The sequence below is a fragment of the Aliidiomarina halalkaliphila genome (assembly GCF_007096385.1).
Classification (GTDB): domain Bacteria; phylum Pseudomonadota; class Gammaproteobacteria; order Enterobacterales; family Alteromonadaceae; genus Aliidiomarina; species Aliidiomarina halalkaliphila.
The window spans coordinates 451,355-474,885 of the sequence record NZ_VJWL01000001.1; the positions used below are offsets into that span (position 1 = coordinate 451,355).

Consider the following 23,531-nt stretch of genomic DNA (forward strand, 5'->3'; position numbering starts at 1 on the left):
TCCTGGTTGTTGTAATTACAGCACGTCAGTAGAAGCCGCTGCAGCCCGTTCTGGCCAGAGGGTTGTTACTGCATGATTTAATGCTTGGAGAAGCGAATCTTGCTGATGGCGGTGGGCTACACGTGCATCCGCAATCACATTGTGAATCATAGGTACCGTTACTTTGGCATCGGAATGCGGTGATATCACCAGATCCACAGGTTGGAATTCTAATTGCTTCTCCAGCCAAGCAAGCCGCTCAGATAAGCTGAGGTAGCCGGCAGGGCTTGGCTCTTGCGTGAGATTATCAATAAAAACGACCTTTGCTGAGGAATTCGCGATGGCATGAGCGATATCACCGACTAACAGCGGCGGTAAGATCGACGTGAGAAAACTTCCAGGCCCCAAAATGATCAAATCGGAACTCTGAATATGCCGTATTGCTTCGGGTGTTGCGGTAACTTGCGGTGACAACGCCATTTGCTTGGGCATTTGGTTTAACTCATCGACCCGTATTTCGCCGAAGCATTGCATGTCATTTTCAAGCACGGCCACAAGATCTGTCGGTGATTCTGCCATCGGCAGGATACGATTTTGTACTTTAAGCAAGCGACTTAATAGTTGAATTCCATCGACGGGGCGAGCGCTTAACGCGTCTAAGGTATACAACAATAGATTGCCCATACTATGACCAGACAGGCTTGATTCCTCGTCGAAGCGGAAATTTAATACTTCAGCAGCAAGGGGTTGGTTCGCCAACTGCGACATACAGTTGCGAATGTCGCCCCAGGCAATGCATTGATGGGCGTTACGAAGTTGTCCCGTGGAACCCCCATTATCGGTGGTGGCGACAATACCGACCAGACGTTTGCGCATAAAGGATAGGGTCGACATCACGCGCCCTAAACCATGACCACCGCCTATTGCAGTAACATTCAGGTGATCAAATTGATGGGGATCCTTTCGCGACCGAAACGCAGCATTCATAATAACTCTTATTCCTTGGTATTTATCCAGACTATATATCGTCACAGAGAGCGAGTGAACCAATTTGCCTTGATTTCATAGGCAAACTCCGTAAGTTTCTGGCAAGATAACGGCGTTTCTAAGAAATAGGATATCTATGTACACTCCGAACTCGACATTTGGCGTTCGCATCTACAGCGCACTGCTTTATCTTTTTACACCTTTGATTTTGCTTTATTTTGGCTGGCAAAGTAGGAAAAATCCAGATTATCGCGGACGGATGGGTGAGCGTTTTGCACGGCAAGTGATTCCTCAGGAAGCCCGCGGTGCAATAATGTTTCACTGCGTTTCCGTGGGTGAGTTTATGGCGGCGCGTCCGCTTATTGAACGCTTTTTGAACGATGGTTCGGATCGTCCCGTGGTGATTACCTGTATGACGCCGACAGCCTCTGATCTGGTGCGGACGATCTTTGCTGACAAGGTGTACCATTGTTATCTGCCGTTGGATCTTCCAACAGTGATGAAACGTTTTCTAAAAGCCCTGCAACCGAGAGCGGTGGTTATCCTTGAAACCGAACTATGGCCTAACTTAGTACTCCAAAGTCGCGCGTTAGATATTCCGGTGGCCCTCGTGAATGGACGTATGTCGGAGCAATCTGCGCGGGGATATATTCGTCTATCCTGGCTGTTTAAGCCGGTGTGGGCAGCATTATCGTACTGCGCGGCGCAAACGGATGTCGCGGCTGAGCGCTTTTTAGATATTGGCGTGCGCCCCGAAGCATTAGATATCGCAGGGAATCTAAAGTTTGATATTCATGTTCCGCCGAGCACTCGAGATGACGTAAGTGAATTCAAGGCACTGTTAGGTAATCGCCCCGTTGTCACAGCCGGGAGCACCCACGACGGGGAAGAAACCCAGTTGCTCGATGCATTTCGCCGTATTTTACCGAGCAAACCACGCACATTATTGATCCTAGTTCCGCGCCATCTAGAACGATTTGATGAGGTCGCGAAGAAGCTGGATGCCAGCGGACTGCGCTATGTGCGCCGAAGCAGTGGACGACCGATAACTGAAGATACGCAAGTACTGCTCGCGGATAGTATGGGTGAGCTGTTAATTTGGTATGGGTTAGCCACCGTTGCATTTGTCGGCGGTTCCTTAATAGAGCGGGGCGGGCACAACCCTCTTGAGCCCATGGCGTTTGGCGTTCCTGTTATATCAGGGCGCCATATTTTCAATTTTTCTGAGATTTATCAGCAATTAGATCAACGTCAAGCTGTACGCTGGGTCGATGATGCCGATAGCCTGTACGCGACTTTAAGTGGACTGTTGACTACGATTGAAACAGCGCAACGACTTGGGGCGCAAGCCCAACAGTTATTTTCCCAACATCGAGGCGCCACGGCCCGAATGAAATCGCGGGTTGAGCAGTTGGTTAGCAATACATAACGGAGAGTGCAGGAGATGGCAACCAAACAGTCAATGCTAGCCCTTACGGTGATTGCCGCAAGTCTGCTCAGCGCTTGTGTAAAAGCGGAAACGCCCGCAACAGACGCGCTATTTCCAGCATGCTTGAAAGGGGCTGAATCCGCTGTAGCACAACCGCTGGCGCTTGAACTTGCACTTACCGCAAATGAACGTAGCAGGGGCTTGATGCATCGTGAATCATTACCTGAAACACAGGGCATGCTATTTGTGTATCCAGACACGCAATACTTAAGCTTTTGGATGTATAACACGCGTATACCTCTGGATATTGCTTACTTGAATCACGATTTCGAGATCATGGAAATTCAGGCCATGGCCCCTTGCACATCGGCGCTTTCATCCTTGTGTCCTTCTTATCCGGCGTCGCAACCCGTGATGATGGCGTTAGAAGTGAATCAGGGCCAATTTGCGAATTGGGGTGTCAGCGTGGGGGACAGGCTCTATAATGCAAGCTGTGAGTCACCGCTAGAGGTATCCGAGTTATGGTCATTCAGGAACGAATCGGCAACACAAACATCCGCACAGGAACAGGGGCAATGACCTTTGGATTTAGGCTATCTGGTCAGGTGTTATTGCCGATAACTATGGGGATGGCTCTCATTCTTGGGGGCTGCACCACCACTGAGCCGGTGCAACAGCAACCTGTCAATCAATCAACACCACAAACCCAAACACCGACCCGTTCGGGAGCGCCAAACTTGGGGCAGCTCACTTATCAAAACGCTGAATTTCATTTGATTGTAAACCGAACCACCATGAGCGATGTGCAACGCTGGTGGGGTCCTGCCCATGGTCGTGGTCATAGCGGTGAATTTCTATTTTTAAATTACACGGATGTCTTGCACGATAACGAACGCAGTCGGATGCTTATGATGACCCTTTATTTCTCCCCGCAGGGAGTCTTACAAGATTATGACCTGCAAATCCATGAGTTCGCAAAATAAACGAAGTATGAATGGGTTAGTCTTGTATTTGTTTCCTAAATGTAATTTAAAAGTGAGTTAATGTAATGGATGTTTGGATCCAGTTCTTCGGCGCTGCGGCGCTGGTAATGAACTTTATCGGCTACCGCCAAGAGACGGTGAATGGCTATCGGTTTGTCACTGCGTTCGCGTTGGCGTTTTTAAGCGTCCATTTCTTTATGCTTGGGGCGATGGCGGCAGGTATTGGTCTCGCCATCGGCGCGGTGCGTAATATCGTCGCCATGCGTTATCAAAGCATGCCGGTGTTACTTGGTTTCGTATTGATCAACGTGATCTTCTGCTTGATTGAGTGGTTTATCCTAAATAACCCAGCGACTTTATTTATTGCCTACACCGCGTCGCTTATTTTTACGGTGGGTTCGGTGATTCTGAAAAGCGCAGATACCATTCGTAAATGGTTTATCCTGGCCGAATCATTGATGTTTATCTACGCACTGCTCGTGTTCTCGCCTTTTGGCATGTTGTTTAACCTCAGTAATCTCACGAGTATTTTCTTAAAATTGCGTAGTGATCGACGCCGGGTACAATCAGAACAGGAATTGCATAAATCGGCGAATCAAGACTAAGTCGCTGTTGGCGACTGGTCGCAGCCTGTGTTCGTTTAACCGCTGCCAAGTTGTAAAGCGGGTAGGGATTGGCGACACTCATTCATGAACCGTTATATAACGACAAAAACAGGAACTTCCATGAAACATCTTTCAACTGTGGCAATCAGTGTGGCACTCGCACTAGGCCTAGCGGCGTGCTCAGACGCGCCCCGTAGCACCGTAGAAACTGAACAAGCACAACAGCAAACGGTTTCCGGTATTGAATTACACAATATGGACACTTCTGTGCGTCCACAAGATAACTTCTTCCGCTATGTAAATGGTGGTTGGTTAGCAAATACCGAAATCCCAAGTGATCGTGCACGTTGGGGCAGTTTTGATGAACTGCGTGAAGCAGCGGAAGAGCATGTACAAGCCATTGTGCAGGAATTCGCTGCAGTAGATGCGGAAGCAGGCTCGAATCAACAAAAAATTGGCGACTTGTATCGTTCTTATATGGATGAGGAGCGCATCGAGTCTCTAGGTTTATCACCACTTTCTGCTGACTTCGAAACCATCGCGGCCCTTTCCAGCCACGATGAGCTAGTTCGCTACTGGGGCGAGCAACAACGCTACCGTGCGGGAACCCCGTTTGCTATTTTTGTTGGCCAGGATCAAATGCAATCAGACCAGCATATCACAGCGATTTCCCAGTCAGGTTTGGGTTTGCCAGACCGTGAATACTATTTAGCCAGCGATGATCGAAATGCTCAGATCCGCAGTGCCTACACCGATTTTATCGCGACCTTGTGGGACGCGGCGGAATGGGAAGGCGGTGAAGAAGCCGCACAGCGCATTCTTGCAGTAGAGACGGCGATTGCTGAACATCATTGGACACGCATACAAAACCGCGATCGTTTAGCGACATACAACAAGCTGACTATTGCAGAACTGAATGAGGTTGCTCCAGGTTTAGCTTGGGATCAGGTGTTCGCCCACGCAGGTTTAGAAATTGACGAAGTAGTGGTTCGTCAGCCCGCATATCTCACAAGCTTTGCGGCTATGTATCAAGATATCTCAGTGGAAGAGTGGCAGGATTATTTACGCTTCCATACCCTGCGTTCGGCGGCGAGTATGTTACCAGAGGCGTTTGCGTCAGCCAGTTTTGATTTCTACGGACGCACTTTACAAGGCTTGCAGGAACAGCGTAGCCGCGAACGCTTAGCGGTAAGCACCGTTGAGAGCGTATTGGGCTTTATGGTTGGGGAAGAGTATGTAGCGCGCCACTATCAGCCAGAAGCCGAAGTACGGATGGCGGAAATGGTCGACAATATTCTGGTTGCCTTTGGCGAAGCTATTGATGACTTGGATTGGATGACTGAAGAAACCAAACAAGAAGCGCATGCGAAACTTGCGACCTTTAATACCAAAATTGGTTATCCCGAAGTATGGCGTGATTACGATTGCGTCACGATCGATAGCACAGATTTAGTTGGCAATATGCGTCGCGCTGCTTCATGTGAATACGACCGCAATATTGCACGTTTAGGTCAAGAGGTTGATCCTACCGATTGGGGTATGACGCCACAAACCGTGAACGCCTATTACCGTGCAACCATGAACGAAATTGTGTTTCCCGCGGCAATTCTTCAGCCACCGTTCTTTAATGTCGATGCAGATGACGCTGTGAATTATGGCGCTATCGGTGCAGTGATTGGCCACGAGATCGTACATGGCTTTGATGATCAGGGACGTCGCTCTGATGGTGAAGGAAATCTACGTGACTGGTGGAGCCCGGTAGATGAAGAACGCTTCCGTGCTCGGGCCGACCTAATGGTTGAACAGTTCAATGCCTTTAACCCGATTGATGACCTGCACTTGCAAGGCGCACTGATGTTGGGTGAAAACATTGCTGATCTCGGTGGCTTGAATGTGGCTCTGCGTGCGTATCGGAACTCCTTGGAAGGAAATGAAGCGCCAGAGATTGATGGCTTTACCGGTGAACAGCGGTTCTTTGCCGGGTGGGGCCAAATCTGGCGGATTAAATTCCGCGATGAAGCCCTGCGTCGTCAAGTGATTGTGGGCCCACATTCACCGGGTAAATATCGCGTGCTGGGACCATTATCAAATATGCCTGAATTCTACGAAGCCTATGGTGTAGAAGCAGGAGATCCAATGTATCGCGATGAGGAAGTTCGCGTTAAAATTTGGTAATTGCCAAAACCACATACGAACAACGCCGGCAACTATGCCGGCGTTTTTTTAGGAGACGCGGATGAAGCGGATTGATTTACGTAGCGATACAGTCACGCAGCCTACGCCTGAGATGCGTAAAGCAATGGCGCAAGCCGCCACCGGTGACGATGTATACGGGGAAGACCCAAGTGTGAACGCGCTAGAACAGCGGGTTGCAGAGCTTACGGGGAAGGAGGCTGGGTTGTTATGCGCGAGCGGCACGCAAAGTAATCTGATCGCCTTGCTGAGCCACTGTCAGCGGGGCGACGAATATCTTGTTGGTGAAGAGTACCATACGTACCGTTACGAAGCCGGAGGTGCTGCTGTGCTTGGCGGGATCGTACCTCAGACCCTCGCCATCGATACGGATGGTACTGTGGCCTTGGCGGCGCTGGAGAGCAAGATCAAAGCCAAGGATCCACATTTTCCGAGAACACGGCTTATCGCGTTAGAGAATACCCATACGGGCAAAGTGATGCCAACGGGCTATACCGCGTCTGTACGCGCCTTGGCAGACCGAAAAGGGCTGCAGGTGCATCTTGACGGGGCACGGTTGTTTAATGCCCATATAGCCACTGGTGAGGCGATTTCGTCATTGTGTGCACCGATGGATTCCGTTTCCATTTGCTTTTCAAAAGGCTTGGGTACACCCATAGGCTCGGTCTTAGTGGGTTCTGAAGCTCTGATTGCACAAGGGCGGCGCTGGCGCAAGATGCTCGGCGGCGGGATGCGCCAAGCTGGTATCATTGCTGCGGCCATGGATTTTGCCCTAGACCATCATGTTGAACGACTGCAGCAAGACCATGAGCACGCGCAACGCTTGGCTCTCGGTCTCGCTGATATTGAGGGAATCCAGGTGGAACCGGTACAAACCAATATGGTGTACCTGAATTTTAGTGACCCGAATCAGGCCACGAATGTACATCGCTCACTCAAGGAGAGGGGAATTCTCGTACCTAATGCGGCGCGCATGCGCTTAGTGACGCATCTTGATGTGAGTGCTGGAGATGTCGAACAGGTGGTGGCATCTTTTCGTGAATTGCTGGTTAGCAAGCGAACGTGACAGCCTTAAAATCCTGCTGCGAGTGAAGAGGAAGATAGGTCACTGTATATTGGGGCGGAATTGGGGCGGTCAAATAGGGGATAAACCCCAGGCACAAAAAAACCTGTTATAAAACAGGTTTTTAATTGGTCGGCGTGACTGGATTTGAACCAGCGACCCCTGACACCCCATGACAGTGCGCTACCAAGCTGCGCCACACGCCGACCGCAGCGCGTATGTTACTCGGTTGAAGAAAAATGGCAAGTGGCAAAGCAGGGAAAAGCACACGACTGGCTCTTTTTTAAGCAATGCTAAGCTATATGGTTCGGCGTTACTCCACTTGATTGCCAAATCGCTGCAAATCGCGCAATGCTTGGATAAATACGGGCGTAGCCGGAACCCCTCCCGGTACTAACTCACCTCGGTCATTATAGAGTTGTAATTCTCCATTTTGGTCAAGGATAGTGAGCTGATGCCCTTCAAACAGGTAGATAAAAGGCCGAATGCTTTGCGCGCGCGGGTAAACTCGTTCGCTACTGAGCATGTTGCGACCCATAGTAAAGGCCGAAAACTCGTCGGTGCACGACATATAAAACGACAGTATCGTCGGCATAATGTCATCGAGGTGGGTGAGATCCCGGTTGGCAAGCGGGATGCCAAACGTCCACATCGGCACTTGCACCCGATCCGGCGCTGCGACATTGAGCTCAAGGGGTTGCACATGGGCATTGACCAAGCCGGTAATGAGGATACGAATATCCCGCTGTTCCCGCAGGGCTAACACTTCCTCGATCACGTCTGCCGCATCGTCGGCGGCGACAAAGCGTACCAACACCCCATCCACTTGCTGGTTAAGTTGCTGACTGCTTTGCAGGTGTTCGTGCAGAAACTCAGGGAAATGAGAGCGATCATAGTGTTCGCTATGCTGCATCACAAAAGGTGTGTTGTAGTCGGCCATGACACGCCAATACGCCGGCTTTAAGTTCTGGTCAAATAGGCTTTCTTTGTATAGGTCTGGTATTCCATAGAGCAGGCTAAATAGGGCGGATTCTTGTGCACGATGACCAAGATGGGTACCGGTAAACTCAGTCAGTTCAGGAATGTGCTGATTAATCTGGATGCGCAACTCTGGGCTGATCTGATCAAAGGCAATAATCACGGTTTGCCCGGGTTGCGCTTCACGAGCACACAACAATGGTGCCTGCGGATAGTTAACCGCTAGGGTTTCGTCTCCAGTAAGTCGCTCCCGCTGGCTCTGATAGCGTTCTACAGTAATCCAACCATGTCGAGCCATGAGGGTTTTTGCGGTGGTTGGATAGGATAATGGAAATAAATCATCTTGCTGGGTAATGGGCGTGTAAAGCACCGCGTCGGCCCAAATATGGGTGCTGTGACTGGCGAGGAAACTCATAATAAAAACGGCAATGACCGGTTTTGAGTAACGCCCTTTCTGTAAGCTATCGAGGCGTTTCCAACTGATATTAGCTAATACCAACTGACTGCCAAAAATGAACAGAAAGGCAAAGATGATCAGAGCAAGTAGGAGGAAACTCCCGCCGGCCAATAAGTTTTCTGCATCGCTAGCAAGCTGTGCCAGTGAATAGGTGTTTAGATGAAAGCCGTAGCTGCGGAAAAATACCACATCAAAGAGCAGGGCAAATACACCAATGGTTGCGATAACTGCGGCATAGCCGCGCAGCACGCGTGAAAATGGAAGTAATATGCAAAACGGAAAGAGCAATACGATAAAGATAACAAAGGGCAGGAATGCAAAATGGCCTAACCAACTAATGAGTAGATAACCGGCAGCGGGCCAGGTTTCCGCTGGCAATGCGGTTTCAACATAGAGCAAGCCGATGAGTAGGCACAGAATAATATTCCAAAAGGTAAACCAGTGCCCCCAGCTGACAAGTCGTGCGATGCGGTCTCGATGTTGATTTTTACCCATGATGTTGTGATTCCAAGCCTGTGTTTATTGTTAGAGTCATCAGGAATCTTGATGTGTCACTGACTGTAGCAGAATTTGCCCGAATTGTCGGGCGACCGCTTCACGTTTTTCTGCCGGTACGTGCGCATTCAGGATATGGGTGGTGACATTGCCTAATGTCATCAGGGCTAAATCCCGCGGGGCTTCGTCTTTGGCGAGAATCTCGAGGATCTCGTCCATGAGGCGTTCTTGGCGAGCAACGTCATATTTTGAAATGATTGGCATTCGGCTCTCTCTAGCAACGTGATAGACTAAACGCAGTTTATCATAAATCAGATAGTTGCATAGCGAGAGGCCCATGAATCTGACGGTTACAGCCAGTATTGTTCATCATGTCTACCAAGATCCCGACGGTAAATTTGGCTTGCGGTTTTCACCCGCTGCCTTGAATGTTGATGCGGAAGTCACCACCTTACTGCAGGAATTAAATCAGGTATACAATGCAAAACCCGCCAAAGGCTACGCCAGTTTTGTGGGTATTGATGAGTTACAGGATGATACCAGCAGCCATAGCGATGACGTAATCCCGGAACCGCGTTTTGTGAAACTATTGGATGATTGGTTGCACGAAAATACGTCGTTTGTAGATTTTTCAAAGGAAGTGGCCAACCTGCTGCAAGAAGAACTGACAAAGTATGCTTTTACAGATTCTGGGTTTTTGCTGCTCTCGGATTACGAGCACAGTGGTGACCGTTTCCTCGTGGTAAGCTTTTTGCCCGTACGCGAGGGTGTCATGGTTCAGCCGGATTTGAGCGTGCATAAATCGGCTCAGTTAGATATCACAAAAATTCAGCTAGCAGCGCGAATTAATCTCACCGAATACCAAGCCAAGATGGGTGATAGCTATTATGTGTCATTCATTAAAGGCCGTGCAGGCCGCAAGGTCAGTGAGTTTTTCCTCGATTTTCTCGGTTGCAAAGAACGAGTGAATTCAAAAGCGAGTACCCGTCACTTAGTGGATACGGTGCAAGCCTTGGTGAAGGAAACAGAGCTTGAAGAAGAAAGTGCTCACGCCATGCGTCGTGAAGTCTATGACTATTGCGGCGAGCGTTGGCAGCAAGGCGAACACGTGAGTATGGAAGGGCTCGAAAGCCGCCTTACCGAAAAAGGTGCGCCGTCGTTAAAAGCATTTACTCAAGATAAAGGGGTAGAGCTTCCTGAACAGTTTCCCGCGGATCGCGCAAGTTTGCGTCAGTTGATTAAATTCCAAGGGCAAGGCGGCGGCTTGAGTGTTGCCTTTGATCAAACCATGTTCGGTCAGCGGGTGAGCTATGATGCGGATACAGATACCTTAACGATTAAAGGAACACCGCCGAATTTACGGGATCAATTACGCCGGTATTTAGGTCACAACGATTAATAGACATAAAAAATGCCAGCGTTTGCTGGCATTTTTTTATTTGTCTACCGAGAAGGAAGACAAAGCAGAACGGTAAGCCGTCGCTACGACTTAGGATCTGATACGTGAGGAACAATCTGAGTTGCATGCAACCCTTTCGGGCCTTCTTCTAACTCAAAGTCGACTTCTTGACCTGCTTTTAAGGTACGATAGCCTTCCATTTGAATGGTCGAATAGTGCGCGAAAATGTCACCACTCCGATCAGTCGACTCAATAAATCCAAAACCTTTCGAGTTATTGAACCATTTGACTTTACCGGTAGCCATACTTCTACTTCCTTCTTGCGTGTGAGATATTATTTTAGTCTTTCGAGCGCCTGTTATTATTGTTGGGGCGCAGACGATTCCACTGGACCTTGAAATTTGGTTTGGGCGGAACCATTTCTTACTGTAGATAAGACTAAAAAATAGTCAAGCGCCGAACGAGTATTTGATTACATTTTTTTAACGTAGTTGCGAAGATTTGCAAAAATTTGCGCTACCACTTGCTAGAATTCTGGCTATAGTTAATAGGTACACGACGAGTTTATGACGAAGTACAGCGACTCCATTCCTGAGCACCACCTCGCTGATGAGACGGACATTCATCTGCAGCCACCGCGCATGTACTCGGTGATGCTCAATAATGACGATTACACACCGATGGATTTTGTAATTGAAGTGTTAGTGCGCTTCTTCCGTCTCGACCAAGAAAAGGCAACAAATGTTATGTTGCAGGTCCATGAGCAAGGAAAAGCCGTATGTGGAATATACTCTGCAGAAATTGCAGAAACAAAGGTGGTTCAGGTCAATCAATACGCCCGCGAACACCAGCATCCGCTGCTCTGTACTATGGAGCAAGCATGATTTGTGAAGTAAGGAGAGTTGTATGCTGAACAAAGCACTCGAGATTTCATTAAATGATGCGTTTCGCCTTGCCCGCGAGCGTCAGCATGAACTCATGACCGTAGAACACCTGCTGGTCGCCTTATTAGATAACCCGGAAGCCGCAGAAGCGTTGCGAGCCTGTGGTGTGAAGTTCGCCTCGTTGAAAGACGAGTTAGTGAATTATATCGAGCGCAGTACCCCCAAGTTCGATGTCGATGAGCATAGTGATACCCAGCCAACCCTCGGTTTTCAGCGTGTGTTGCAGCGTGCTGTATTTCATGTGCAGTCTTCGGGTAATTCCGAAGTGACTGGGGCTAATGTATTAGTGGCCATTTTTAGCGAACAAGAATCGCAAGCGGTGTACTTGCTGAATAAACATGAAGTGACGCGACTTGATGTAGTGAATTTCATTTCTCATGGCATCTCCAGAGTTGAGGAAGAAAAAGCCCAGCCTGCCGAAAATCCAGAAGGTGAGGGGGACGATCAGGAAGCAAGTTATCTTGCGCGGTTCTGCGTGAATCTTAATGCGCGAGCCAAGCTAGGTAAAATTGACCCGTTAATTGGCCGGGATGCAGAATTGGAACGCTGTGTGCAAGTGCTCTGTCGACGTCGCAAGAACAACCCGCTTTTGGTGGGTGAGGCGGGGGTTGGAAAGACAGCGATTGCCGAAGGCTTAGCCTATCGCATTGTGAAAAATGAAGTACCACAAGTTATCGCTGATGCGGTGATTTTCAGTCTGGATATGGGCGGGTTACTTGCAGGTACCAAATACCGTGGCGACTTTGAGAAACGGTTTAAAGCATTGTTACGGGAGGTCAGTAAACACCCTCACGCAATTCTATTTATTGATGAAATTCACACCATCGTGGGTGCCGGTGCTGCATCCGGTGGTGTGATGGACGCCTCTAATCTTTTAAAACCGCTGCTTTCAAGCGGGGACCTAAAATGTATTGGGTCCACCACTTATCAAGAGTTTAAGAATATTTTTGAAAAGGATCGTGCGCTGGTTCGCCGGTTCCAGAAAATAGATGTAACCGAGCCAACGGTGGAAGATACCACACGTATTCTTATGGGATTGCGTGAAAAATACGAAGAGCATCACGGCATTCGTTATACCCAGCCGGCGATTCGGGCTGCTGCGGAGTTAGCGGCAAAGTATATTAACGAGCGGCACTTACCGGATAAAGCGATTGATGTCATGGATGAAGCCGGTGCGAGTCAGCGTTTGTTGCCGCCCTCAAAACGGAAGAAAACCGTAGGTGTTGCGGATATCGAAGCCATTATCGCTCGAATTGCGCGAGTTCCGGCGCAATCTGTATCACGTAATGACCAAAGTATGCTCAAACAGTTGGATCGCAATTTGAAGATGGTGGTGTTCGGTCAGGATGCGGCCATCGACAGTTTGGTATCTGCTATCCGACTATCGCGCTCAGGACTAGGTGGCGAACATCAACCTGTGGGCTCGTTTTTATTTGCAGGACCTACTGGGGTAGGTAAAACGGAAGTTACGCAGCAGTTGGCGAAGGCCATGGGCGTGGAGCTCCTTCGTTTTGATATGTCCGAGTACATGGAACGTCACGCAGTGAGTCGTCTGATCGGTGCGCCTCCAGGCTACGTTGGATACGAGCAGGGCGGTTTACTGACAGAAGCAGTGATTAAGCACCCATACAGTGTGGTATTGCTTGATGAAATCGAGAAAGCTCATAGCGATATCTTTAATATCTTGTTGCAAGTCATGGATAACGGGACGTTAACCGATAATAACGGACGCAAAGCAGATTTCCGTAATGTCGTGTTGGTGATGACAACTAACGCCGGTGTGCGGGAAACTGAACGTCAATCTATTGGTTTCCAAGAGCAAGATCACAAGTTCGATGCGCTGTCGGAGATCAATAAGATTTTCACGCCAGAATTTCGTAATCGCCTCGATGGTATCATTTGGTTCAACCACCTGAATACTGAGATTATTATGCAAGTTGTGGATAAATTTATCTGCGAATTGCAGGCACAACTGGATAAGAAGGGTGTGTCACTAGAAGTTGAGAAGAGTGCGCTTGAGTGGCTCGCTGAGAAAGGCTACGACCGATCCATGGGCGCACGTCCAATGACACGGATTATTCAAGAGCATTTGAAAAAGCCACTCGCCAATGAAATTTTGTTTGGTAAATTAAGTCAGGGCGGAAATGTGCGTGCTCAGCTCAATGAACAAGGTGATGAACTTACATTTGTTTACGACAATGCGAGCGAAGCCATTACCTAAGTGTTGTCCATGCGGCCCACGGTAATCGATACATACGCAAAAAGCCCAGCTCAACAGAGCTGGGCTTTTATTTTGTAATTCGTGCTATGGGTTGCGTGAGTACTAGCGCTTAGAGAGTGCTAATGTTTGTGCAACCGTCTGCCATAAATGACAAGCGCTGTAGGCTCGTTTAGCGCGAGCGGAATACGATACGACCCTTGCTTAAATCGTAAGGAGTCAGCTGAACGGTCACTTTATCGCCGGTCAGAATTCGAATGTAGTTTTTACGCATTTTTCCAGAAATATGCGCAGTAACCACGTGCCCGTTTTCAAGTTCAACGCGGAACATGGTGTTTGGCAGGGTTTCAAGGATCGTTCCCTGCATTTCAATGCTATCTTCTTTCGCCATTAAGTCCTCTGTCTTTTTTGGTCTGGCTAATTCTAAAGCGCGGGGATTTTACCGCTTTTTAACAAGGATTGCCAACATCTAGAAAATTCAATTCACGTGATTGCCAAATATGGGCCGGAATTTGCACCGAATCTTGCTGTAAATAATCTAAATAATCATCTCGATGTACCAGTATGGCACCTAAATTTTCTAAATGATCATTCATGATTTGGCAATCAATCAAGCGCAGTCCATGACCAATCAAATCCTGGGCAAGGGCAAGTAACGCTATTTTTGAGGCGTTGGGCTTGATGGAAAACATACTTTCCCCCGCAAAAACACTTCCTACTTGAATCCCGTAAAGGCCACCTATCAGTTGATCGTGATGCCAGACTTCTACAGAGTGTGCGCTGCCGTGTTGATGAAGTTCCTTGTAGGCGTCACACATCTCTTGGGTAATCCAGGTACCATTATTGGGACCTCGAGGTGCATGGGCGCATTGCTCGATCACTTCGTTAAAGTTCTGATTTAAGGAGATGCGATAATCGCATTTCTTTATAAATTTGCGCAGGCTGCGGTTGCAGTATATTTGATCAGGGAACAGCACAGCCCGGACCATAGGGTTCCACCAAAGGATCGGGTCCCCTTCGGAGAACCAAGGAAAGATGCCATGTCGATAGGCATTGACCAAGCGTTGTGTGGAGAGACATCCACCCCATGCAATTAAGCCACCATGGCGATCACCGGCGGCGGACGGCGCAGGAAATGGCGCGGATGGGTCTTTGCTGACTTCAGGAATGCCGGTGAGGTTCATGGCGTCGCTCAATAAAAAATGGCCTGCGAGGCAGGCCATTGGGTAGTTACTTGGCTATCGCATCCAAGAAGCGTTCCGCATCAAGGGCAGCCATACAGCCGGTACCCGCCGACGTAATTGCTTGTCGGTAGATATGGTCGCTCACATCACCTGCGGCAAAAACGCCTGGGATAGAGGTTTGTGTGGCATTTCCGTTGGAGCCGGTTTGTACTTTGATGTATCCGTTCTCCATACTTAGTTGGCCTTCAAACATCTGAGTGTTGGGCTGATGACCGATAGCAATAAACACACCTTGCAGTTCAAGTTCGTCGGTGCTGCCGTCGCGTGCATCTTTAATACGAATGCCAGTGACACCCATATTGTCTCCAAGCACTTCATCGAGGGTTTTGTGCAGGTGTAACTTAATTTTGCCTTCTTCAGCTTTCTTCATCATACGATCGATTAAGATCTTTTCCGCTCGGAAGGTATCGCGACGGTGAATAACGTGTACTTCTTCTGCGATATTAGAAAGATATAAGGCTTCTTCCACTGCGGTGTTTCCGCCACCGACCACACATACTTTCTGACCACGGTAGAAAAAGCCGTCGCAGGTGGCACAGGCGCTTACGCCTTTGCCTTTAAATGCGTCTTCCGAAGGTAATCCCAAATATTTAGCAGAGGCACCAGTTGCGATAATTAGCGCATCACAGGTGTATTCTTTCTCACCTTTTAAGCGGAAGGGGCGCTCAGATAGCTCAACCGTGTGAATATGGTCAAACAAGATTTCGGTATTGAAACGCTCGGCGTGTTGTTGCATGCGTACCATTAAATCTGGGCCCGTTAAGCCTTCAGGGTCACCCGGCCAGTTTTCAACGTCTGTGGTCGTGGTTAATTGACCGCCTTGTTGCATACCAGTGACCAATACCGGATCAAGGTTGGCTCGGGCAGCGTAGACCGCGGCGGTGTAGCCGGCAGGGCCTGAACCGAGAATTAAGAGTTTACAATGCTTTACTTCAGCCATGGAACAACGACTCCGATGTTTGCTGGCCTGCTTACTGCACAGGCAATAATTTTAAGAAGAGATAAGGACCGCTATTGTAGGGAGTTGTTACAAATGCGTAAAGAGCCGACTGACGTCGGCTCTTTAATTAACCTAGATTTTAATAGCAGAGAGCGGCTCTAAGTACTCAAGATTTAGTTTTGCACCTAAATCATCGTGAATCGCTTTATAGGTAATGTAGCCTTTGTGCATATTCAAACCATTGCGTAGGTTTGCGTCATGCTCAAGTGCTGCCAAGCCTTTATTAGCCAATGCTAAACCATGGGGTAGGGTCGCATTATTAAGTGCAATGGTTGAAGTACGAGCAACGCCACCAGGCATGTTTGCTACACAATAATGAACTACGTCATCAACGATGTAGGTTGGATCTTGATGCGTTGTTGCTTTTGAGGTTTCAAAGCAGCCGCCTTGATCGATGGCAACATCGACCAGTACTGAACCAGGCTTCATATTTTTAATATGCTCGCGGGTCAGTAGTTTCGGTGCCGCAGCACCAGGAATCAATACCGCACCGACCACAAGATCGGCTTCACGTGAATATAATTCGATGGCGTCTACCGTGGAGTACACAGTTTTGACACGACCACCAAAAATATCGTCTAGTTCGCGCAAGCGCGGCAATGAACGATCAAGAATGGTGACATCGGCGCCCATACCGATCGCCATTTTCGCTGCTTGGGTACCTACAACGCCACCACCAATGATAAGTACTTTGCCTGGGGCTACACCAGGCACGCCACCGAGTAGGGTTCCGGAACCGCCATGGGCTTTTTCTAAGTGATGAGCGCCTGCTTGAATCGACATGCGACCCGCCACTTCACTCATAGGAGCGAGCAACGGTAAGCCGCCACGATTATCGGTCACGGTTTCGTAGGCAATGGCGGTGACACCCGCTTCCGCTAATAACCGGGTTTGCTCTGGATCTGGGGCGAGATGAAGGTAGGTATACAGAATTTGGCCTTCACGGAGCATTTTGCATTCGTTCGGCTGCGGCTCTTTCACCTTCACAATCATATCGGCTTTAGCAAAGATTTCTTCTGGCGTGTCGACAATGCGCGCACCGGCAGCTTCGTAATCTTCATTGGTAAACCCGATGGACACGCCGCCATCGCGCTGGATCATCACGTCATGGCCGTGTTCCACATATTCACGGACTGCCGCAGGTGATAAGCCGATACGGTATTCATGGTTTTTAATTTCTTTAGGTACACCAATCAACATAGCAAAGTGCCTCTTGAGCTGTATAAATGGGTCGGGCAGTGCAACGCTTGCAACCACCGGGACCCTCGTAAAATTTGGGCAAAGTATAACGCAGGGCGAACTGGCGTGACTTACTTTTTTTAACGTAAAAATAAGTTTTATATGCTAAAATACTACTTATTATTAGTGGGAAAAACTGGCTGGTTAAATGAGTAAAGATAAAGTCACTATTGATAGGATTGATCGTAAGATTTTGCGCATCCTGCAAGAGCGAGGGCGTATATCGAATGTTGCTTTGGCGCGCGAGGTAGGCCTGAGTCCAACACCCTGTTTAGAGCGCGTGCGTAAGCTTGAACGTGACGGCGTGATTCTTGGTTACAACGCGCGAATAGACCCGGATAAACTAGGAACCCCGTTATTGGTGTTTGTCGAGATTACGTTGAGTAAGACCTCTTCTGATGTATTTGCCGAGTTCAGTGATGCGGCGCGCAAAACCGAAGAGATTCTCGAATGTCACTTGGTCTCGGGCGATTTTGATTTTCTGCTGAAAGCCCGCGTAGCAGATATGGCAGCGTATCGAAAATTGCTCGGAGAAACCTTATTAAATATGCCGGGCGTGAATGAATCGCGCACCTATGTGGTTATGGAAGCAGTAAAACAAGAAAATAAAGTGGTGATTAAAGGCTGAATTCACTGGTAAATTGGTTACAATCAGTTAGGTGATATCTGGCACAGTGAGCGGTGAGCGTAAAATTCACGGAAATTCAGTTACATTGTTGCCCTGAACCAATAAAAATGTGTAAGGACATACGATAAAGCAACGCGTATCACGCTAGATATAGAGATACATCCCCCAGTCAGTTTGCAGATAACAACAAACAACGGAGCATTATGACAGGCGTACAGCGATTACTGGAAACCGGTCTGATTCTATGCGGCGCATTAGCAATTTTCTTGCTGACCGCATTACTGACGCATAGTCCGGCAGATCCCGGTTGGTCTCAAACGGGCCATACCCAAGATATTGAAAATGCAGCCGGCGCAATTGGCGCTTGGTTTGCAGATATTTTGTTGTTTGCGCTGGGGATTATGGCGTATAGCATGCCATTTGTTGTCGCCGGCTTTGGCTATGTCATGTTTCACCGACCACGACAACTTTTAAGCCTCGATTATTTGAGTTTGGGGCTTCGACTTATCGGTATATTACTGTTTCTGGCAGGAACCACAGGGCTTGCCACGCTCAATTTAGCGGAGGTTGAGTATTACTCTGCTGGGGGCTTAGTTGGTGATGTTATTACCGGTGCCATGCTGCCTTATTTTAGCCTCGTGGGTACTACCTTAATTTTACTCACTTTTGTACTTACCGGAATCACCTTAGTCACTGGATTATCCTGGTTTGTGCTGATTGATCGCATCGGTGCCTATACGATTGCAACGATCACTTGGTTCTATATGACCATTAAAGGTTGGTTTTCTGGTTTAGACTCCGAGAGCAAAACAAAGAAGTCGCCGTCTAAGACCAAGCAGAAACAAATTACCTCGGCAAAGTCGAATGCCGAAGACGCCTTCGATGATCACAGCGACACTGATACGGATGGTCGCAACGCAAACCCCAGTATTTGGGCGCGCATGGGAAGCGGTATTGCTGGCCTATTCTTTTTGGGTAAAAGCAAAGCGGGGAGAGCTGAGCGCTCGGAAGCCACCGACGACGTGGATGACTGGGATGAGCTGCCATTAGGGCGTGAGCCGATGCAATCTGAACCGGATGACTTACCGTCTATCTCAACCCGTACAGAGCCCGAGATTGACGAAGACACATTATGGGAAGATCTCGATGATGACGATCTTCCGTTTACGCCGGATCAACCCTCAAAAACGAAACCAGCTGTGGCGAAACCAAAACAATTTGCCAAGAAGCCAGCAACCTTATCTGCCGAAGGACGCCCGGAATGGGTCTCAGAACTACCATCGATCGGACTGCTCGATCGCGCGAATCGCACCAGTAACCCGATTAGTCAGGAAGAATTGGACCAGGTAAGCCGAACGGTAGAATCGGTTTTAAAAGACTTTGGTGTAGATGTACAGGTTGCCGGGGTTCAGCCTGGCCCTGTGGTTACCCGTTTTGAATTGGATTTAGCGCCGGGTGTGAAAGTGAGTAAGATTTCCAATCTATCGAAGGATATTGCGCGTTCGCTTTCGGCCATTGCTGTGCGCGTCGTGGAGGTAATTCCAGGTAAATCCTACGTAGGACTTGAGCTTCCCAATAAGAACCGCGAAATTGTGCGTCTTAGCGAAGTGTTAGAAAGTGAAAGTTTCGCAAAATCAGGCTCTCCGTTATCGATGGTATTGGGCAAGGACATTGCTGGTAAGCCAGTGACCGTTGATTTAGCAAAAATGCCGCATTTGCTCGTGGCGGGAACCACGGGCTCAGGTAAATCAGTGGGAATCAACGTGATGATTCTCAGTATGCTGTATAAATCGCAGCCTGAAGACGTGCGCATGATTATGATTGATCCGAAGATGCTGGAACTGTCGGTTTACGACGGCATACCGCATCTACTTACGGAAGTTGTCACCGACATGAAAGATGCAGCGAATGCCTTGCGATGGTGTGTCGGTGAAATGGAACGTCGCTATAAACTGATGTCGGCCCTTGGCGTGCGTAACCTTAAAGGTTATAACCAGAAAGTGGCGGAAGCAGCAGAGAGCGGGGAACCCCTAAAAGATCCGATTTGGAAGCCTGGCGATAGTATGGATGAATTCCCTCCTGAACTTGAGAAGCTGCCGTATATCGTTGTCGTGGTCGATGAACTTGCCGACATGATGATGATTGTAGGTAAGAAAGTCGAAGAGTTGATTGCGCGTATTGCGCAAAAAGCGCGAGCCGCCGGGATTCATTTAATTCTTGCGACCCAGCGACCCTCGGTAGACGTGATTACGGGGTTGATTAAAGCCAACATCCCAACCCGCATCTCATTCCAAGTATCGTCGAAAATCGATTCTCGGACCATTCTTGATCAGAGCGGCGCTGAACACTTACTCGGGCAGGGTGACATGCTCTATATGCCACCGGGTTCCGGTGTACCTGTGCGGATTCATGGTGCCTTTGTGGATGACCATGAGGTACATGCGGTGGTCGGCGACTGGAAAGCACGAGGCCGGCCTAATTATATCGAAGAAATTCTCAGTGGTGACCAAGGTGAAGAGGGGCTGTTACCGGGTGAATCTGGTGACCCTGATGGCGAGTCCGACCCCTTGTATGATGAAGCCGTAGCCTTTGTAACAGAAACCCGTCGTGTATCTGTATCTAGTGTGCAGCGAAAATTCCGTATTGGCTATAATCGCGCTGCCCGCATTGTCGAACAAATGGAACATTCCGGTGTCGTATCTGCTGCGGGGCATAATGGCGCCCGCGAAGTGATCGCACCGAAACCACCGAGGGATTTATGACGTACATCGGCAAATTGAATTATACCCGCGTACTTTTGTGTATGGCCTTACCGGCCGTTATGGCGATGCAAAGTGTCGCAGCGGATATCGCGACCACTGAGCCTAAACGTGCTTTACAAGCAAAGTTGGCTGATCTGGTCACCTTCCAAGGTGAGTTTATTCAAGAAGTGTATGACGGCGAAGACCTTATTCAAGAGGGAACCGGACATTTCTATCTGGAACGTCCAGCGAAGCTACGTTGGGTAACGGATGCTCCTGACGAATCCACCTTAGTGGCAGACGGTGAAACTCTGTGGTACCACAACCCATTTATCGAGCAAGTCACCTTATTTCATCAATCAGAAGCGATGCAGGCAAACCCGTTGCTCTTATTACTAGATGCCGAACAAGCGAACTGGGATGCCTTTAACGTGAGTTATGATGGCGAAAAGCTATGGACGGTGGAGGAACATCCAGATGCGGCAGCGGGGATGGGGAGCACCTTACATTTAGCGTTTTTAGATGCAGTGAGCGATCGCCCAGAAGATACGAACATGCTGTATAAACTCATTCTTGAAGACGGTCATGGTCAGCGTAGCGTGTTTAGCTTACAAGATATGCAAAAGAACCAACCGCTGCCAGCCCAAGCGTTTCTCTTCACGATTCCTGATGGAACCGATATCGACGATCAGCGAGATTAACAATAAACGGTGCGACAAATTGACTTTATGAGTGACGATCCCCCTGCGCTGACCACCATGCCTTTGGCGGCCCGCATGCGGCCGCGTACCATTGATGAATATATCGGACAAAGTCATATTCTTGGTGCCAATAAACCCTTGCGCGTTGCAGTGGAGCAGGGGCAATTACATTCCATGATTCTCTGGGGTCCACCAGGGACAGGGAAAACGACCCTCGCCGAGTTATTTGCCACCGCCGCCGATGCCTATGTAAGCAGACTATCTGCAGTGACCTCTGGGGTAAAAGATATACGGGCGGCCATCGACGATGCGAAAAAGCGCCGCGCGGTTCAGCGCACGTTACTTTTTGTCGATGAAGTACACCGTTTTAACAAAAGCCAACAAGATGCATTTTTACCCTATATCGAAGACGGAACGATTTTGTTTGTGGGAGCTACCACAGAGAATCCTGGCTTCGCCCTCAATAATGCATTGCTCAGTCGTGCAAGGGTATACCGGTTAACCACGTTAAATGACAACGAACTGGCGCAGATCATGCGACAGGCGCTGAATGATTCAGAACGCGGGCTTGCTGATCGCGGGTTGACCTTCACCGAGGACGCTGAAGCTTATTTGTTACGTAGTGCCGGCGGTGATGCGCGTCGATTGCTTAATTATCTAGAAATCGCCGCCGACTTCGCGCTTCCTGAAGAACCTTTAGATGCAGCCCGTTTGGCTGAGATTGTCGGGGAGAAGGGCGCTGCCTTTGACCGCCAAGGTGATCTCTATTACGACTTACTATCTGCATTTCATAAATCTGTTCGGGGGTCATCGCCGGATGGGGCACTCTATTGGTATTGTCGTATTCTCGCTGGTGGTGGTGATCCCTTAATTGTAGCCCGTCGCTTACTGGCAATCGCATCGGAAGACATTGGTAACGCGGATCCTCGAGCACTGGAAATTGCGCTTAATGCTTGGGATACCTTCCAGCGGGTTGGTCCGGCTGAAGGCGAACGGGCTATTGCACAAGCCACTATTTACTGCGCCTGTGCCGCGAAAAGCAACGCAGTGTATAGCGCATTTAACCAGATGCTGACTTTAGCCAAAGAAGGACCTTCTTATCCTGTGCCCGAACATTTACGCAATGCGCCCACAAAGGTGCACAAGAGCGAAGGCTTTGGCGCGGAATATCAGTATGCCCATAACTACCCCAATGCGTATGTGGCAGGTGAATCTTATTTACCGGAAGAATTGGCAAATGAACGCTACTATGTGCCGGCGGAACGGGGACTAGAGACTAAAATCAAAGAAAAGCTGGAACGCTTAAACGACTTGGATGAGGCTAGTTCCTGGCACCGGTGGGTTAAGCCATGAGTTTGCTCACGCTATGGCTTCTTGTGGCGATTGGTGGTGCCTTTGGCGCCTTGTTGCGGTTTTGGCTGACTCGATTAAGTGCTTGGCGTTGGGGGAGTTCAATTCCAGCCACGCTTTCGGTAAATATTCTGGGTAGTCTAATACTGGGTGTTGGCTGGGTGATCGTGAGTTATTATCAGCACATGCCTTGTGGGCCTGAAGACTCCGGGTTACCTGCGTACGCCATGATTGAACTTGGCTTTGTCGGTGGCTTTACGACCTTTTCTGCCTTTGCCGTTGAGCTACGTGGCATGCTTCCAAATCACTGGTTACGGGCGTTAGCCTATATGCTCGGTAGCGTATTAGGCTCGGTAATGGGCTTGATTCTCGGCTATATCCTCGGAGGCTTTGTTGTATATGGCTAGTGCATGGCGTCGATTTCTCGTATTCTCTGCTGCGGTTATGCTCGGCGGCGCTTTAGGAGCGGTATGTCGGGTGATGATCGCCAGTTGGATGCATGGTAATGGTTTTGATTTTACTGGGATCGACATGCAAGGAGATTTCCCTTTTGCGACGCTGATCGTTAACATAGTAGGGAGTTTTGGTTTAGGCCTTATCGTCGGTCTGTACGCCACCCAATCCCGTCGCTCGCAATATAGTCGTGAAACTTGGTTAATCTTTATGGGCACAGGCTTTTTTGGCTCATTTACCACGTTTTCTGCATTTACTTATGAGCTTGTGCATCTTTGGTCGTGGCAAGAGTACACATATGGAATATCCAATCACCTATTGGTGATGACTAGCGTAGTCGCGCACCTTGGAGGCGGTTTACTTGCCGCAAGCCTTGGTTTTATTTTAGCAATCACCTGGCGCCAACCAAACCCAGAATAACCTGTTTATTACCGTTGTCACTAAA

General features: G+C 48.9%; 23 protein-coding genes and 1 tRNA gene. 15 read left to right on the forward strand and 9 right to left on the reverse strand.

All coding sequences use genetic code 11. The features are described 5' to 3' along the window. Positions 1–15: 15 nt before the first annotated feature. The gene (locus FM042_RS02110) at positions 16–966 is read right to left on the reverse strand and encodes a gluconeogenesis factor YvcK family protein (RefSeq protein ID WP_143234101.1); all 951 of its coding nucleotides are present in this window, start codon (positions 964–966) and stop codon (positions 16–18) included. A 136-nt stretch (positions 967–1,102) separates the two neighbouring features. Here FM042_RS02110 and waaA point away from each other — a divergent pair, with 136 nt between their 5' ends. The 6 genes from waaA (at position 1,103) to ltaE (ending at position 7,242) form a co-directional block, all read left to right on the forward strand. Further along, positions 1,103–2,395, forward strand: a complete 1,293-nt coding sequence (gene waaA, locus FM042_RS02115) for a lipid IV(A) 3-deoxy-D-manno-octulosonic acid transferase (RefSeq protein WP_143234102.1) — start codon at positions 1,103–1,105, stop codon at positions 2,393–2,395. A gap of 15 nt (positions 2,396–2,410) precedes the next feature. After that, on the forward strand, positions 2,411–2,974 hold the full coding sequence (locus tag FM042_RS02120) for a DUF192 domain-containing protein (protein ID WP_232366331.1): 564 nt from the start codon (positions 2,411–2,413) through the stop codon (positions 2,972–2,974). After that, complete coding sequence (locus tag FM042_RS02125; RefSeq protein WP_143234103.1) at positions 2,971–3,378, forward strand: hypothetical protein; 408 nt, start codon at positions 2,971–2,973, stop codon at positions 3,376–3,378. The genes FM042_RS02120 and FM042_RS02125 overlap by 4 nt, the downstream gene beginning before the upstream one ends. 65 nt (positions 3,379–3,443) lie before the next feature. Further along, a complete protein-coding gene (locus FM042_RS02130; RefSeq protein WP_143234104.1) occupies positions 3,444–3,983 on the forward strand; it encodes a YgjV family protein in 540 nt (179 codons plus the stop codon). Between the two features lie 120 nt (positions 3,984–4,103). After that, complete coding sequence (locus FM042_RS02135) at positions 4,104–6,158, forward strand: M13 family metallopeptidase (RefSeq protein WP_143234105.1); 2,055 nt, start codon at positions 4,104–4,106, stop codon at positions 6,156–6,158. Between the two features lie 61 nt (positions 6,159–6,219). Beyond that, positions 6,220–7,242, forward strand: a complete 1,023-nt coding sequence (gene ltaE, locus FM042_RS02140) for a low-specificity L-threonine aldolase (RefSeq protein ID WP_143234106.1) — start codon at positions 6,220–6,222, stop codon at positions 7,240–7,242. Between the two features lie 126 nt (positions 7,243–7,368). Here the strand turns inward: ltaE and FM042_RS02145 are convergent. The 3 genes from FM042_RS02145 to FM042_RS02155 all read right to left on the reverse strand — a co-directional run bounded on the left by FM042_RS02145 (position 7,369) and on the right by FM042_RS02155 (position 9,433). Then, positions 7,369–7,445, reverse strand: a tRNA-Pro gene (locus tag FM042_RS02145). A gap of 107 nt (positions 7,446–7,552) precedes the next feature. Then, positions 7,553–9,169 (reverse strand): DUF3413 domain-containing protein, encoded by a 1,617-nt coding sequence (locus FM042_RS02150; RefSeq protein WP_143234107.1) that lies wholly within the window; start codon positions 9,167–9,169, stop codon positions 7,553–7,555. Positions 9,170–9,208: 39 nt separating this feature from the next. Continuing rightward, positions 9,209–9,433 carry a YejL family protein gene (locus FM042_RS02155; protein WP_143234108.1) on the reverse strand — a complete coding sequence of 75 codons (225 nt, stop codon included), beginning with the start codon at positions 9,431–9,433 and terminating at the stop codon, positions 9,209–9,211. Between the two features lie 73 nt (positions 9,434–9,506). On the opposite strand from FM042_RS02155, the gene yejK reads away from it, so the two are divergent. Beyond that, positions 9,507–10,568 (forward strand): nucleoid-associated protein YejK, encoded by a 1,062-nt coding sequence (gene yejK, locus FM042_RS02160; RefSeq protein WP_143234109.1) that lies wholly within the window; start codon positions 9,507–9,509, stop codon positions 10,566–10,568. Positions 10,569–10,651: 83 nt separating this feature from the next. Here the strand turns inward: yejK and cspD are convergent, their stop codons facing one another. Then, positions 10,652–10,873, reverse strand: a complete 222-nt coding sequence (gene cspD / locus FM042_RS02165) for a cold shock domain-containing protein CspD (RefSeq protein ID WP_143234110.1) — start codon at positions 10,871–10,873, stop codon at positions 10,652–10,654. A 261-nt stretch (positions 10,874–11,134) separates the two neighbouring features. Between cspD and clpS the strand changes: the two genes are divergently transcribed. Then, on the forward strand, positions 11,135–11,452 hold the full coding sequence (gene clpS, locus FM042_RS02170) for an ATP-dependent Clp protease adapter ClpS (protein ID WP_143234111.1): 318 nt from the start codon (positions 11,135–11,137) through the stop codon (positions 11,450–11,452). 22 nt (positions 11,453–11,474) lie between these two features. Next, complete coding sequence (clpA, locus tag FM042_RS02175; RefSeq protein ID WP_143234112.1) at positions 11,475–13,733, forward strand: ATP-dependent Clp protease ATP-binding subunit ClpA; 2,259 nt, start codon at positions 11,475–11,477, stop codon at positions 13,731–13,733. A 169-nt stretch (positions 13,734–13,902) separates the two neighbouring features. On the opposite strand, the gene infA is transcribed toward clpA, so the two are convergent. The 4 genes from infA to ald form a co-directional block, all read right to left on the reverse strand. Continuing rightward, a complete protein-coding gene (gene infA / locus FM042_RS02180; RefSeq protein ID WP_014291892.1) occupies positions 13,903–14,121 on the reverse strand; it encodes a translation initiation factor IF-1 in 219 nt (72 codons plus the stop codon). Between the two features lie 58 nt (positions 14,122–14,179). Then, complete coding sequence (gene aat, locus FM042_RS02185; RefSeq protein WP_143235580.1) at positions 14,180–14,914, reverse strand: leucyl/phenylalanyl-tRNA--protein transferase; 735 nt, start codon at positions 14,912–14,914, stop codon at positions 14,180–14,182. 46 nt (positions 14,915–14,960) lie between these two features. After that, positions 14,961–15,914 (reverse strand): thioredoxin-disulfide reductase, encoded by a 954-nt coding sequence (trxB, locus tag FM042_RS02190; protein WP_143234113.1) that lies wholly within the window; start codon positions 15,912–15,914, stop codon positions 14,961–14,963. Positions 15,915–16,046: 132 nt separating this feature from the next. Continuing rightward, on the reverse strand, positions 16,047–17,174 hold the full coding sequence (gene ald / locus FM042_RS02195) for an alanine dehydrogenase (RefSeq protein ID WP_143234114.1): 1,128 nt from the start codon (positions 17,172–17,174) through the stop codon (positions 16,047–16,049). A gap of 187 nt (positions 17,175–17,361) precedes the next feature. Between ald and lrp the strand changes: the two genes are divergently transcribed. From lrp to FM042_RS02225, 6 genes are all read left to right on the forward strand, one after another. Further along, entirely contained in the window at positions 17,362–17,841 is a 480-nt protein-coding gene (gene lrp, locus FM042_RS02200) for a leucine-responsive transcriptional regulator Lrp (protein ID WP_143234115.1), read from the forward strand. 203 nt (positions 17,842–18,044) lie between these two features. After that, on the forward strand, positions 18,045–20,603 hold the full coding sequence (locus tag FM042_RS02205) for a DNA translocase FtsK (protein WP_143234116.1): 2,559 nt from the start codon (positions 18,045–18,047) through the stop codon (positions 20,601–20,603). Further along, positions 20,600–21,283: an outer membrane lipoprotein chaperone LolA gene (gene lolA / locus FM042_RS02210; protein ID WP_143234117.1), complete on the forward strand. Its 684-nt coding sequence runs from the start codon at positions 20,600–20,602 to the stop codon at positions 21,281–21,283. Before FM042_RS02205 ends, lolA begins: the two co-directional genes overlap by 4 nt. Positions 21,284–21,310: 27 nt before the next feature. After that, positions 21,311–22,636, forward strand: coding sequence for a replication-associated recombination protein A (locus FM042_RS02215; RefSeq protein WP_232366334.1), 1,326 nt, complete (start codon positions 21,311–21,313; stop codon positions 22,634–22,636). Then, positions 22,633–23,040, forward strand: a complete 408-nt coding sequence (locus tag FM042_RS02220; RefSeq protein WP_143234118.1) for a fluoride efflux transporter FluC — start codon at positions 22,633–22,635, stop codon at positions 23,038–23,040. The genes FM042_RS02215 and FM042_RS02220 overlap by 4 nt, the downstream gene beginning before the upstream one ends. Further along, entirely contained in the window at positions 23,033–23,506 is a 474-nt protein-coding gene (locus FM042_RS02225) for a fluoride efflux transporter FluC (RefSeq protein ID WP_143234119.1), read from the forward strand. The genes FM042_RS02220 and FM042_RS02225 overlap by 8 nt, the downstream gene beginning before the upstream one ends. Positions 23,507–23,531 lie beyond the last annotated feature (25 nt).

Excerpts from the sequence above, each read along its gene's own strand:
- cspD (WP_143234110.1), bottom strand. The coding sequence starts at position 10,873 with ATGGCTACCGGTAAAGTCAAATGGTTCAATAACTCGAAAGGTTTTGGA.
- infA (WP_014291892.1), bottom strand. The coding sequence starts at position 14,121 with ATGGCGAAAGAAGATAGCATTGAAATGCAGGGAACGATCCTTGAAACC.
- FM042_RS02220 (WP_143234118.1), top strand. The coding sequence starts at position 22,633 with ATGAGTTTGCTCACGCTATGGCTTCTTGTGGCGATTGGTGGTGCCTTT.
- aat (WP_143235580.1), bottom strand. The coding sequence starts at position 14,914 with ATGAACCTCACCGGCATTCCTGAAGTCAGCAAAGACCCATCCGCGCCA.
- yejK (WP_143234109.1), top strand. The coding sequence starts at position 9,507 with ATGAATCTGACGGTTACAGCCAGTATTGTTCATCATGTCTACCAAGAT.
- clpA (WP_143234112.1), top strand. The coding sequence starts at position 11,475 with ATGCTGAACAAAGCACTCGAGATTTCATTAAATGATGCGTTTCGCCTT.
- FM042_RS02130 (WP_143234104.1), top strand. The coding sequence starts at position 3,444 with ATGGATGTTTGGATCCAGTTCTTCGGCGCTGCGGCGCTGGTAATGAAC.
- FM042_RS02120 (WP_232366331.1), top strand. The coding sequence starts at position 2,411 with ATGGCAACCAAACAGTCAATGCTAGCCCTTACGGTGATTGCCGCAAGT.
- FM042_RS02135 (WP_143234105.1), top strand. The coding sequence starts at position 4,104 with ATGAAACATCTTTCAACTGTGGCAATCAGTGTGGCACTCGCACTAGGC.
- trxB (WP_143234113.1), bottom strand. The coding sequence starts at position 15,914 with ATGGCTGAAGTAAAGCATTGTAAACTCTTAATTCTCGGTTCAGGCCCT.
- FM042_RS02155 (WP_143234108.1), bottom strand. The coding sequence starts at position 9,433 with ATGCCAATCATTTCAAAATATGACGTTGCTCGCCAAGAACGCCTCATG.
- FM042_RS02110 (WP_143234101.1), bottom strand. The coding sequence starts at position 966 with ATGAATGCTGCGTTTCGGTCGCGAAAGGATCCCCATCAATTTGATCAC.
- FM042_RS02225 (WP_143234119.1), top strand. The coding sequence starts at position 23,033 with ATGGCTAGTGCATGGCGTCGATTTCTCGTATTCTCTGCTGCGGTTATG.
- FM042_RS02215 (WP_232366334.1), top strand. The coding sequence starts at position 21,311 with ATGAGTGACGATCCCCCTGCGCTGACCACCATGCCTTTGGCGGCCCGC.
- ald (WP_143234114.1), bottom strand. The coding sequence starts at position 17,174 with ATGTTGATTGGTGTACCTAAAGAAATTAAAAACCATGAATACCGTATC.
- lolA (WP_143234117.1), top strand. The coding sequence starts at position 20,600 with ATGACGTACATCGGCAAATTGAATTATACCCGCGTACTTTTGTGTATG.
- lrp (WP_143234115.1), top strand. The coding sequence starts at position 17,362 with ATGAGTAAAGATAAAGTCACTATTGATAGGATTGATCGTAAGATTTTG.
- waaA (WP_143234102.1), top strand. The coding sequence starts at position 1,103 with ATGTACACTCCGAACTCGACATTTGGCGTTCGCATCTACAGCGCACTG.
- clpS (WP_143234111.1), top strand. The coding sequence starts at position 11,135 with ATGACGAAGTACAGCGACTCCATTCCTGAGCACCACCTCGCTGATGAG.
- ltaE (WP_143234106.1), top strand. The coding sequence starts at position 6,220 with ATGAAGCGGATTGATTTACGTAGCGATACAGTCACGCAGCCTACGCCT.
- FM042_RS02205 (WP_143234116.1), top strand. The coding sequence starts at position 18,045 with ATGACAGGCGTACAGCGATTACTGGAAACCGGTCTGATTCTATGCGGC.
- FM042_RS02150 (WP_143234107.1), bottom strand. The coding sequence starts at position 9,169 with ATGGGTAAAAATCAACATCGAGACCGCATCGCACGACTTGTCAGCTGG.
- FM042_RS02125 (WP_143234103.1), top strand. The coding sequence starts at position 2,971 with ATGACCTTTGGATTTAGGCTATCTGGTCAGGTGTTATTGCCGATAACT.